Below are 11448 nucleotides of genomic sequence, written 5' to 3' on the forward strand. Positions count from 1 at the left end.
CGGCATGGCGAGCTTTCTGATGATCCATGGCGCCTGGCATGGCGGCTGGTGCTTCGAGCGCCTGCGCAGGCCGCTGGAAGCGCGGGGCCATGCCATGGCGGCGCCGGACCTGCCCGGCATGGGCGGGGACGCGCGGGCCCTGGCGGCGGCGACGCTCGACCGCTGGGCGGACTTCGCCATCGCGCAGGCAGACACCTTGCCGGGGCCGGTGATCCTGTGCGGGCACAGCCGGGGCGGGCTCGTCGTCAGCCGTGCCGCCGAGCGCGCGCCCGAGGCATTCGCGGCGCTTGTCTATGTCGCGGCGCTGCTGTGCGAGGATGGCCGCAGCCTCTACGACATGATGGGCGAGCCGCAGCATGGCGGCTTTTCCGATGGGCTCTCGCCGGTCGCGGACGGGCTGGGCGTGGCGCTCTCCGCGCAGGCGGCGATCCCGCTTTTCTACAGCCACTGCGAGCCGCAGGTGCAGGCCGTGAGCGCCGCGCGGCTCGTGGCGGAACCGGTGCGTCCGCTCGGCACGCCGGTCCGCGTCACGCCGGAGCGCTTCGGCCGCGTGCCGCGCCATTATGTGGAATGCATCCATGACAGGGTCCTGCCGCTGGCGACACAGCGCGCCATGACGGCGGCCCTTCCCTGCGCGAGCGTGACCACGCTCGACAGCGATCACAGCCCGTTCCTGTGCGTACCCGACGCACTGGCGGGCGCCCTGACAACGATAGCGGAGAGGACGCAGGCATGAACAGGACAATGGGTTTCGGCGGGCAGGTCGGCACGGTCTGCCAGATGGCCTATGTCGTGAAGGACATGGACGAAGCGATCGACTGGTGGATCAGCAAGCTGGGCATCGGCCCGTGGTTCTTCCTCCCGCGCTTCGGCGGGGAAGGGCATGTGTTCCGGGGCGCGCCTTGCACCAGCGACGTCGCCATCGCGATGAGCTTCGCGGGATCGATGAACATCGAGCTGCTGCAGCCGCTCGACGACAATCCCTCGGTCTACAAGGAGACGATCGACCGGGTGGGCTATGGCTTTCATCATTTCGGCCTCGCCATCGACGGCGACGAGATCGAGGCGGAAGTCGAGCGCCGCATCGCGCGGGGCGAAGTGCTCGCGCATCGCGCGCCGGTGCCCACCGGCGGGTCGGTCGCCTATTTCGAAGGCGGGCCGGGCGCGCCGGGCTTCGTCGAGCTGATCCCCGCGACCCCCGGCATGGACGAGGGCTTCACGCGCTTCTGGGAGCAGACGCGGGGCTGGGATGGCAAGGATCCGTTGCGCTCCTTCCTCTGATTTTGCTGCGCAGCAACATGGCGCCGCAGGACGTCGGAGGTGACCCGCGTGCCGAGATTTCTAGGGCCGTTTCCGCCTGGTCTGAAATGGGCCTCACAACCCTTCGCGGGTGCAGCAAGAATGGCGGAAATGCGCTGGATACAGCCAGTGACACAAGTTTGGACAGATGCGCCGGGGGCACGAAATTTTCGTTTGTGTAACATACAAAAATTCGTATGTTTCCGGGCGTCCATCGATTCGACCGATTGCGTCGAACGCCGACCCGTACCTCGCGATGATCAAGGAGAGGACTTAGCTGATGTCGGCACCTACCAATCTTGAACAAGTGCTTGCCGCCGGCGGCAACACCGTCGAAATGCTGCGCAACAGCCAGATCGGTGCCTATGTGTATCCGGTGGTGGCGCCGGAATTCTCCAACTGGCGCACCGAGCAGTGGGCATGGCGCAATTCGGCAGTGCTCTTCGACCAGACCCACCACATGGTCGACCTCTACATCCGTGGCAAGGACGCGCTGAAGCTGCTCTCCGACACGATGATCAACTCGCCCAAGGGCTGGGAGCCCAACAAGGCGAAGCAGTACGTGCCCGTGACGCCTTATGGCCATGTCATCGGCGACGGCATCATCTTCTACCTCGCCGAGGAAGAGTTCGTGTATGTCGGCCGCGCGCCGGCCGCCAACTGGCTGATGTATCATGCGCAGACCGGCGGTTATAACGTCGACATCGTGCATGACGACCGCTCGCCGAGCCGCCCGATGGGCAAGCCGGTGCAGCGCATCTCCTGGCGCTTCCAGATCCAGGGCCCGAAGGCCTGGGACGTGATCGAGAAGCTGCACGGCGGCACGCTCGAGAAGCTCAAATTCTTCAACATGGCCGAGATGAACATCGCCGGTATGAAGATCCGCACCCTGCGTCACGGCATGGCCGGCGCGCCGGGTCTCGAGATCTGGGGTCCCTACGAAACCCAGGAGAAGGCCCGCAACGCGATCCTCGAGGCAGGCAAGGAATTCGGCCTCATCCCGGTCGGTTCGCGCGCCTATCCGTCCAACACGCTGGAATCCGGCTGGATCCCGAGCCCGCTGCCGGCCATCTACACCGGCGACAAGCTCAAGGCCTATCGCGAGTGGCTGCCGGCCAACAGCTATGAGGCGAGCGGCGCCATCGGCGGTTCGTTCGTGTCCAGCAACATCGAGGACTATTACGTCAATCCCTACGAGATCGGCTATGGTCCCTTCGTGAAGTTCGACCACGACTTCATCGGCCGCGACGCTCTCGAGGCGATCGACCCGGCCACGCAGCGCAAGAAGGTCACGCTGGCCTGGAACGGCGACGACATGGCGAAGATCTACGCTTCGCTGTTCGACACCGAGGCCGACGCGCACTACAAGTTCTTCGACCTGCCGCTGGCCAATTATGCCAACACCAACGCCGACGCCGTGCTCGACGCGGCCGGCAACGTGGTCGGCATGTCGATGTTCACCGGCTATTCCTACAACGAGAAGCGCGCGCTTTCGCTCGCGACGATCGACCACGAGATCCCCGTCGGCACCGAGCTGACGGTCCTGTGGGGCGAGGAAAATGGCGGTACGCGCAAGACCACGGTCGAGCCGCACAAGCAGATGGCCGTGCGCGCCGTCGTGAGCCCGGTCCCCTATTCGGTGACCGCGCGCGAGACGTACGAAGGCGGCTGGCGCAAGGCTGCCGTCACGGCCTGACCTTTGGGCATCGGGCGGCCATCTCCCACGGGGGACGGTCGCCCGGCGCCACCCATGACGATTGCTCTGCGAAGGGCGCCGTTCGTCCCGAGGAGCCGCCGCGTCCGTCGGCACGGCGAATCGAGGGCGATGCTGACGACCGGCCCCGCCTGGCGCCGGCATGCAGCGCCACCCGGCCGGGACCGCCGAACGACCGGCTCCCGCGGCTCTCGCGCAATCGAACCTGAACCCTGAGGCGAGGAAGAGGCGAGGAACCGATGGCTACTGCAACGCTCGACAAGGCCGCCCTGTCGCGGCTGTTTACCGACTACTCGCTCGAGATCACGCCCAAGGACGTGGAAGCGCTGGAAAATGCCGCGCACATGATCCCGCCCGGCACGCTGATCTCCGTGACGTTCCTCCCCGGCGCCGAATATGAGGATCGCGCCCGCGCCGCCAAGCGCATCCAGGAGCTGGGCTTCCGGCCGGTGCCGCATCTCTCGGCCCGCCGCCTGATCGACGAGGCGGACCTGCGCACCTATCTCGACATGCTCAAGGGCGTCATCGATCTCAAGCATGTGTTCGTGATCGCGGGCGATCCCAACGAGCCGCTCGGCATCTACGAGGACGCGCTGGCGCTGATCGACAGCGGCATCCTCAAGGAATATGGCATCGAGCATTGCGGCATCTCGGGCTATCCGGAAGGTCATCCGGACATCACCGACGAGAAGCTCGCCAAGGCGATGCACGACAAGGTGGCCTCGCTGAAGCGGCAGGGCATCGATTATTCGATCATGACGCAGTTCGGCTTCGATGCCGAGCCGGTGCTCGAGTGGCTCAAGCAAATCCGCAGCGAAGGCATTGACGGGCCCGTCCGCATCGGCCTCGCTGGCCCGGCCTCGATCAAGACGCTGCTGCGCTTCGCCGCGCGGTGCGGCGTGGGCACCTCGGCCAAGGTCGTCAAGAAATATGGCCTTTCCATCACCAGCCTGATCGGCAGCGCCGGCCCGGACCCGGTGATCGAGGACCTGACGCCGGTGCTCGGCCCGGAACATGGCCAGGTGCATCTGCACTTCTATCCCTTCGGTGGCCTGGTGAAGACCAACGAGTGGATCGTCAATTTCAAGGGGAAGCAGGGCATCTGAGCGCCCTGCCGACCGAACAGGACTTACGGCGCATCGGCCCGGGCGACCTGCCCGGGCTCGCCACGAGAAAGGACGAGGAGGACACATGGCACAAGGCTCCGATATCGAGATCGCCCGCGAAGCGAAGATGCAGAATATCGCGGAGGTCGGCGCGAAAGTCGGCATCCCGCAGGACGCGCTGCTGAACTACGGCCCCTACAAGGCCAAGCTGAGCTGGGACTTCATCAACAGCGTTCAGGGCAACCAGGACGGCAAGCTGATCCTCGTCACCGCGATCAACCCGACGCCGGCCGGCGAAGGCAAGACCACGACCACCGTGGGCCTGGCCGACGGCCTCAACCGCATCGGCAAGAAGACCGTGGCGGCGCTGCGCGAGCCTTCGCTCGGCCCCTGTTTCGGCGTGAAGGGCGGCGCGGCCGGCGGCGGCTATGCGCAGGTCGTGCCGATGGAGGACATCAACCTTCACTTCACCGGTGACTTCCATGCCATCACCTCGGCGAACAACCTGCTCGCCGCGCTGATCGACAACCACATCTACTGGGGCAACAAGCTCGGCCTCGATCCGCGCCGCATCGCATGGCGCCGCGTGCTCGACATGAACGACCGGGCGCTGCGCTCGATCGTCAATTCGCTGGGCGGCGTCTCGAATGGCTATCCGCGCGAGGACGGCTTCGACATCACCGTGGCTTCGGAAGTCATGGCGATCCTGTGCCTTTCCTCGGACCTCAAGGACCTCGAGCGGCGCCTCGGCAACATCCACGCCGGCTACACGCGCGAGCGCAAGGCCGTGCTGGCCAGCGAGCTGAATGCCTCGGGCGCCATGACCGTGCTGCTCAAGGACGCGCTGCAGCCGAACATGGTGCAGACGCTGGAGAATAATCCGGTGCTCATCCATGGCGGCCCGTTCGCGAACATCGCGCATGGCTGCAACTCGGTGCTCGCCACCAAGACCGCGCTCAAGATCGCCGATTATGTGGTGACGGAAGCCGGCTTCGGTGCCGACCTGGGTGCGGAGAAGTTCTTCGACATCAAATGCCGCAAGGCGGGCCTCAAGCCCTCGGCCGCAGTGATCGTGGCGACGATCCGCGCGCTCAAGATGCATGGCGGCGTCGACAAGGCCGATCTCGGCACGGCGAACCCGGAGGCGGTCCGCAAGGGCGGCGTCAATCTCGCTCGCCACATCGAGAATGTCCGCCAGTTCGGCGTGCCGGTGGTGGTCGCGATCAACCAGTTCATCACGGACACCGACGAGGAAATGGCCATGGTGAAGGAAATCGCCGAGGCCGCGGGCGCCGAGGCGGTACTGTGCAGCCACTGGGCCAACGGCTCGGCCGGCACCGAGGAACTGGCGCGCAAGGTCGTCGCGCTCGCCGAGAGCGGTTCGTCCAACTTCGCGCCGCTCTATGAAGACAGCATGCCGCTGTTCGAGAAGATCGACACGATCGCCAAGCGCATCTACCGCGCGACCGAGGCGACGGCGGACAGCAGCGTGCGCAACAAGCTCAAGGGCTGGGAAGCGGACGGCTTCGGCCATCTGCCGGTCTGCATGGCCAAGACGCAGTACAGCTTCTCGACCGACCCGGCGCTGCGCGGCGCCCCGACCGACCATGTCGTGCCCGTGCGCGACGTGATCCTCTCGGCCGGCGCGGAGTTCATCGTGGCGGTCTGCGGCGACATCATGCGCATGCCCGGCCTGCCCAAGGTCCCCTCGGCAGACTTCATCAAGCTCGACGAGCAGGGCCAGATCCAGGGCCTGTTCTGAGCCCCGGCCATGCCGTGCGCGTCATGACCGGGTCATGACCGCGTGAAGACATCGGGAAGGCCCGCCGCGCAGATGTGTGGCGGGCCTTTCGCTATGGCGGCTCGGCGCCCGCTTGCGATGCCGGGACCCGCGTGCGACGCTGGCGCCATGACGGGCGCGGGGAGAGCAGAAGCGGAAGGCGCAGCGGAGCAGCCGCTTGCCGGTGGGCGGGCGACGCGCGGCGTGGTGCGTGTCGGCGACACTGTCCGCCGCCCGCCGCGCGACAATGCCGCCTTTGCGCGTGCATTGCTGCGCCATCTGGAGAGGGCGGCCCCCGGCCTCGCGCCGGCCTTTCTCGGCCAGGATGCGCAGGGGCGGGACATGCTCGGATGGATCGCGGGCGACGTCGAGCCATCGCTGCGGGATTATGGCGACGCGGCTGTCATCGCGGCGGCGCGATTGCTGCGCCGGCTGCACGATGCCACGCGTGGCACGGCATTGGCGGGGGAGAGCGAGGTCGCCTGCCATTTCGATTGCGGGCCCTATAATGCCATCTTTCGCGACGGCCTGCCGGTGGCCTGGATCGATTTCGACATGGCCGCGCCCGGCCGGGCGATCGACGACCTGGCCTATCTGGTCTGGATGTGGTCGATCTCGTCACAAGCGAACCGCGCGCCGCTCGCCGCGCAATGCCGGCAGGCGGCTCTGGCTGCCCGCCATTATGGGGTCGCGCCGGCCGAGCGGGCCGGGCTGGTGGCGGCCATCATCGGACGGATCGACGGCAATATCCGTTATTGGGAAGCCGCCCTGCGCGATCTGCGGCGCGTCGCGGTGAGCGAGGAGAAGGCGCGTGCCATGCTGCGCTGGTCCCACGAGGAGCGCGCGCATATGCTGCGCCACAAGGCGGCCTTTGCTGCGGCTCTCGATGCTGGCTGAGGGGCGGGGGAGTGGCTTGCCGTCACCCTCGGCTTTGCGCAGATGGAGCGGAGATACCCACGGCAGGGGGATGCCCAAGCGGCGTGGACAGAGTCCAGGCCTTTGCGGAACGGCGGTTATCCCGCTTTTGCTCCAGAAGAAGCCTGACCCGATACGACTTCTGTTGCGGACGTGCCGTCCCTCATTATGGAATAATTCCGGGGTAGGGGTTCCATGATCGATTGGATTCTTTCTGGCTTTGGCGCGTGGCTCGGAAACCGCTGGTTCGGGGCGTGGTTCAAGCGTCATCCAATCGTTGGAAATCTTTTCTTTATTGTCGGGACAATTGCAGCGATCATTGTTCTTCTGGCCATCGAGTGATCGTCCGCTTTCCATCACCTTTACGCCATAGCTCCTGCAAGCCCTCTGTCCTAAAAGCTGACATTCGCAGTTTTATGCGACATCTTCGGTGTTACAACCGGAACCGCTCGCTCCGCATTCGGCTATGAAAGATCGATAACAAGGCGATGGCGAACGGCAGAAAATCAGGTGCGAGGCCTCAAGAGCGGCCTTTCCGGACAGACGCCAATGGAGACGTCATCTTCCCCTTAAATCGTCATTCCCGCGCACGCGGGAATCCAGCTGAGACATCGCGTACGAGCGCCGGGGTGTCACTGGATTCCCGCGTGCGCGGGAATGACGAAAAGTGGAAATGTCCGCTTGCCACAACCAATCGGCCATCCACCGACCTTGATGGGTTCCTTTAAAGCGGACCTTCGCCCGGCCGACGTCTGGCCACGCCGCCGGGTCATTTGAGGCGCACCTTCCCCGCCGCACGGCGAAGCGCCGCTTCAGGGGAGGCGGGCCGCGCGGGCCGGGTTTTCCGGGCCTGCGCCGCGATCGGGGAGCTGCTCGTTGAAGATCTTGCGGCTGACGAACTTCCATGCGCCGTCGACCTTGCGCATGGAGTCCTCGTAATGGCCGTAGCTGCCGATGGCGGGGCTGTGGCCGGGGCCATTATTGGCCACCTCGAACCAGTAGATGACGCCCTTCGCGGTGTCGCCATGCACATAAATCGCCTGATTGGTGATGAAGTGGCGCAGCACGACGGGTTTGCCCGAGCCGTCGTCGCCATAATATTGCTTGATGGCTTCCTTGTAGATGCCGATCTCGCGGTAGATCGCCTCGGGGCCGACGGCTGTGCCCCGCGCCCATTCGAGCCGGCCTTCGGGCGCGAACAGGGCCGCGTAGGATTCCGCATCGCCCCAGTCGAGCGCCATCAGATACTCCGCCTCGAGCTGCATGATCGCCGCGCGATCGGCGGCATAGGCATCGCCCGCATCCTGTTGCTGGCCGGTTCCGGTGATCATTCGCTGGGCCTCCCCTGTTGTCGATGCGTGCCGCCAGATGAAATGACCGGGCTTTGCGCGCGCCTTACACCATGCCCGTAAAGCACAGAAAACCGGCACCTGCAAAGTGCTGGACAAAATCAACGCGACGTTGGAAACCACGGGGGCGGACGGCACCGGGGGAGAAGACCCGGCGACTGTCCGCATTCTGGGAAGAGGAGATCATATGGCAATTGCACCCGTCACGGGGCAGGGGGCGCCGAAGGAAGGTACGCAAGCGCATAGCTGGCCGTCCGCGCCAGCCGCTTATTATGGCCTCACGGTCATCATCATCGCGACATTCCTGAGTTTCTTCGACAGCACGGTGTTCGGCATGCTGGCCGAGCGCATCAAGATCGACTTCGGCCTGTCCGATACGCAGCTCGGCATCCTGGGCGGGCCCGCCAGCATCATCTTCTACGTCTTCGTCGGCATTCCGCTGGCGCGCCTCGTCGATCTCTATCCCCGCCGGATCATCCTCGCGATCAGTGCCGCGGTGACGGGCGGCGTGACGATGCTGAGCGGCCTTGCGCAGAATTTCGGCCAGTTCATCGCGGCGCGCATGCTGCTCGGCGCGGGCGGATCGGCCCATGCGCCCGGCTCCTATTCCCTCATCGTCGACATGTTCCGGCCCAAGCGCATCCCCATTTCCTTCGCCCTGCTGCAGCTCGGCTTCATCGGCGGGACCACGCTCGGCGTGTTCTTCGGCGGCATGATGATCGCGGCGACATCGCACTGGGAACCGAGCCAGGTGATGGGCCTGCGCATCTTCGGCTGGCAGTGGATCCTCATCGGCCTTGGCCTGCTGTCCTTTCCGGCAGCGCTGCTCTTCCTGTTCATCAAGGAACCCGGCCGTCGCCTCGCGCCGGTCGAGGCGGTGGTGGTGCCGGAAGCGGTGCCGCTGGGCCGCAAGGTGCTCACCTTCATGGGCTTCGATGCGCTCAAGGGCATCCGCGCCAAGGGCGTGGTCTATTATCCGCTGTTCTTCGCGCTCGCGCTCAGCGCGACGGAAAGCCAGGGCATCGGCTTCTGGCGCGTGCCTTTCCTGGTGCGCACCTACGGGCTGGACGAGGCGCGGATCGGGCAGGTGCTTGCGCCCATGCTGCTGGTCGCGCAGCTCGTGGGGCTCGTGCTGGGCGGCGTCATGGTCTCCTGGTTCGCGCGCCGGCACAAGGACGCCAATGTCCGCACGGCGGCCATCTGCTTCACGGCGGTGACGGTCTGCACGCTCGCCGCGCCGCTGATGCCGAGCGGCGAGCTGGCCATGGGCGCCATGGCGATCGCCACCATGTTCGGCCTGGCCGGCGCGCCGGCGCAGAACGCGGCGATCCAGCGGGTCGCACCGCAGGCGATGCGCGGGCAGGTGACGGCCTTCTATCTGTTCATGTTCACCTTCTTCGGTGCGATGGGCAGCTTCGTCATCGGCGCGGTCGCGCAATATGTCGTGGGGGATGAAGCGCGGCTCTGGCAGGCCATCTTCATCACCGCGCTGGTGCTGCTCCCGCTCGCCACGATCAGCATGTGGCGCGCCTGCAAGCCCTATCGCGCGGAGATCGAGCGACTGGAGGCAGCCGAGGCGGCAATTGCCGCGCAAACCGCGGAAACAGCCAAGGGGAGTTGACGACTCACCATCTCTTCCCGAAAGGATCATACATGCCCTCGGGCATGTCCGGCTCCCGGAGGCCGCGGCGCGTGCTGCGGCCTCCTCGCGGAGCACGCTGAGTTCTGGAAGAGGATTGCCATGACCGCCTATCCGTCCCTTCACATGATTATCGACGGTGAGGCCGTCACTGGCGGCGACCGCCGCACGCAGACCATCGTCAACCCCGCCACGGGCGAGACGCTGGGCGAATTGCCGCTCGCCGACACTGCCGATCTCGACCGGGCGCTCGAAACGGCGCAGCGCGGCTTCCAGCGCTGGCGCAACAGCACGCCGCAGGAGCGGGCCGCCGTCCTCTCCGGCGCGGCGCGGCTGCTCATGGAGCGGCAGGAGACGCTGGCGCGCATCGCCACCATGGAGCAGGGCAAGACGCTGGCGGAATCCCGCATCGAAGTGATGATGGTCGCCGGCCTGTTCAATTTCTACGCGGGCGAGGTGTTCCGCCTTTATGGGCGCGCGCTCGTGCGTCCGGCCGGCACCCGCTCGACCGTCACTTATGAGCCCGTCGGTCCCGTCGCGGCCTTTTCCCCCTGGAACTTCCCGCTCGGCAATCCGGGCCGCAAGCTCGGCGCCCCGATCGCGGCGGGCTGCTCGGTCATCATGAAGTCGGCCGAAGAAACGCCCGCGTCCGCGCTTGGCGTGCTTCAGTGCCTGCTGGATGCGGGCCTGCCCAGCGACGTGGCGCAGGCCGTGTTCGGCGTCCCGGACGAAGTGTCGCGCTATCTGCTGGCCTCGCCCGTCATCCGCAAGCTCAGCTTCACCGGATCGACGGTGGTCGGCAAGCATCTCGCGAAGCTCGCCGCCGACGACCTCAAGCGCACGACGATGGAGCTTGGCGGCCACGGCCCAGTGCTCGTCTTCAACGATGTCGACGTCGACCGCGTCCTCGAGGTGATGGTCGGGCACAAATATCGCAATGCCGGGCAGGTCTGCGTCTCCCCCACGCGCTTCATCGTGCAGGAGGATGTCTACGAGACTTTCCGCGACGGCTTTGCCGAGCGCGCGAAGGCACTGCGGGTCGGCAACGGCCTCGAGGACGGCATCCAGATGGGCCCGATGGCCAATGCCCGCCGTCCGGACGCGATGGAACGCCTGATCGGCAGCGCCGTCGATGCCGGGGCGACGCTCAATGCCGGTGGCGAGCGAATCGGCAACCAGGGCTTCTTCTACGCGCCGTCCGTGCTGAGCGACGTTCCGCTGGACGCCGAGATCATGAACGAGGAGCCGTTCGGCCCCGTCGCGCTCATCAATCCCTACCGTACGGCGGACGAGATGATCGCGGAAGCCAATCGCCTGCCTTACGGTCTCGCCGCCTATAGCTGGACCAACGACGTGAAGATGCAGCGCCGCATCGCCCGCGAGGTCGAAACCGGCATGCTCGGCATCAACAGCGTTGCCATCGGCGGCGCGGATTCGCCCTTCGGCGGTGTCAAATGGTCGGGTCACGGCCATGAGGACGGCCCGGAAGGCGTGCAGGCCTGCCTCGTCACCAAGGCGGTGCACGAGGGCTAAGGCCCGGCTTTCCATTCAGGAAACGCTGCCCGGGCCGGAGAGGCCAGGCCGCCTTGCAGGGGCAGGGCCGGCTCTGCCCGGGCAGACCAGTGAACTCAGGGGTTGCAGGAGAA

At 66.0% G+C, this 11448-nt stretch carries 10 protein-coding genes; 9 read left to right on the forward strand and 1 reads right to left on the reverse strand.

Annotation, left to right across the window (positions count from 1 at the left end; genetic code table 11):
* Positions 1–4 precede the first annotated feature (4 nt).
* From SLG_RS06235 to SLG_RS21650, 7 genes are all read left to right on the forward strand, one after another.
* Positions 5–736, forward strand: a complete 732-nt coding sequence (locus SLG_RS06235) for an alpha/beta fold hydrolase (protein WP_014075598.1) — start codon at positions 5–7, stop codon at positions 734–736.
* Positions 733–1281 (forward strand): VOC family protein, encoded by a 549-nt coding sequence (locus SLG_RS06240; RefSeq protein WP_014075599.1) that lies wholly within the window; start codon positions 733–735, stop codon positions 1279–1281. Before SLG_RS06235 ends, SLG_RS06240 begins: the two co-directional genes overlap by 4 nt.
* Before the next feature lie 298 nt (positions 1282–1579).
* Positions 1580–2995 carry a vanillate/3-O-methylgallate O-demethylase gene (gene ligM, locus SLG_RS06245; RefSeq protein ID WP_014075600.1) on the forward strand — a complete coding sequence of 472 codons (1416 nt, stop codon included), beginning with the start codon at positions 1580–1582 and terminating at the stop codon, positions 2993–2995.
* A 257-nt stretch (positions 2996–3252) separates the two neighbouring features.
* Positions 3253–4119 (forward strand): methylenetetrahydrofolate reductase, encoded by an 867-nt coding sequence (locus SLG_RS06250; RefSeq protein ID WP_014075601.1) that lies wholly within the window; start codon positions 3253–3255, stop codon positions 4117–4119.
* Positions 4120–4204: 85 nt separating this feature from the next.
* On the forward strand, positions 4205–5881 hold the full coding sequence (locus tag SLG_RS06255) for a formate--tetrahydrofolate ligase (protein WP_014075602.1): 1677 nt from the start codon (positions 4205–4207) through the stop codon (positions 5879–5881).
* A 147-nt stretch (positions 5882–6028) separates the two neighbouring features.
* A complete protein-coding gene (locus SLG_RS06260) occupies positions 6029–6796 on the forward strand; it encodes a phosphotransferase (protein ID WP_014075603.1) in 768 nt (255 codons plus the stop codon).
* 213 nt (positions 6797–7009) lie between these two features.
* Positions 7010–7156, forward strand: a complete 147-nt coding sequence (locus tag SLG_RS21650) for a hypothetical protein (protein WP_158512688.1) — start codon at positions 7010–7012, stop codon at positions 7154–7156.
* A gap of 470 nt (positions 7157–7626) precedes the next feature.
* Here the strand turns inward: SLG_RS21650 and SLG_RS06265 are convergent, their stop codons facing one another.
* Complete coding sequence (locus tag SLG_RS06265; RefSeq protein WP_014075604.1) at positions 7627–8145, reverse strand: nuclear transport factor 2 family protein; 519 nt, start codon at positions 8143–8145, stop codon at positions 7627–7629.
* Between the two features lie 205 nt (positions 8146–8350).
* Between SLG_RS06265 and SLG_RS06270 the strand changes: the two genes are divergently transcribed.
* Complete coding sequence (locus tag SLG_RS06270) at positions 8351–9784, forward strand: MFS transporter (protein ID WP_014075605.1); 1434 nt, start codon at positions 8351–8353, stop codon at positions 9782–9784.
* Positions 9785–9904: 120 nt separating this feature from the next.
* Positions 9905–11335, forward strand: coding sequence for an NAD-dependent succinate-semialdehyde dehydrogenase (locus SLG_RS06275; protein ID WP_014075606.1), 1431 nt, complete (start codon positions 9905–9907; stop codon positions 11333–11335).
* The last annotated feature ends 113 nt before the right edge of the window (positions 11336–11448 follow it).

The sequence above is a fragment of the Sphingobium sp. SYK-6 genome (assembly GCF_000283515.1).
GTDB lineage: Bacteria > Pseudomonadota > Alphaproteobacteria > Sphingomonadales > Sphingomonadaceae > Sphingobium > Sphingobium lignivorans.

Excerpts from the sequence above, each read along its gene's own strand:
- SLG_RS06255 (WP_014075602.1), top strand. The coding sequence starts at position 4,205 with ATGGCACAAGGCTCCGATATCGAGATCGCCCGCGAAGCGAAGATGCAG.
- SLG_RS06250 (WP_014075601.1), top strand. The coding sequence starts at position 3,253 with ATGGCTACTGCAACGCTCGACAAGGCCGCCCTGTCGCGGCTGTTTACC.
- SLG_RS06235 (WP_014075598.1), top strand. The coding sequence starts at position 5 with ATGGCGAGCTTTCTGATGATCCATGGCGCCTGGCATGGCGGCTGGTGC.
- SLG_RS06270 (WP_014075605.1), top strand. The coding sequence starts at position 8,351 with ATGGCAATTGCACCCGTCACGGGGCAGGGGGCGCCGAAGGAAGGTACG.
- ligM (WP_014075600.1), top strand. The coding sequence starts at position 1,580 with ATGTCGGCACCTACCAATCTTGAACAAGTGCTTGCCGCCGGCGGCAAC.
- SLG_RS06265 (WP_014075604.1), bottom strand. The coding sequence starts at position 8,145 with ATGATCACCGGAACCGGCCAGCAACAGGATGCGGGCGATGCCTATGCC.
- SLG_RS06260 (WP_014075603.1), top strand. The coding sequence starts at position 6,029 with ATGACGGGCGCGGGGAGAGCAGAAGCGGAAGGCGCAGCGGAGCAGCCG.
- SLG_RS06275 (WP_014075606.1), top strand. The coding sequence starts at position 9,905 with ATGACCGCCTATCCGTCCCTTCACATGATTATCGACGGTGAGGCCGTC.
- SLG_RS06240 (WP_014075599.1), top strand. The coding sequence starts at position 733 with ATGAACAGGACAATGGGTTTCGGCGGGCAGGTCGGCACGGTCTGCCAG.
- SLG_RS21650 (WP_158512688.1), top strand. The coding sequence starts at position 7,010 with ATGATCGATTGGATTCTTTCTGGCTTTGGCGCGTGGCTCGGAAACCGC.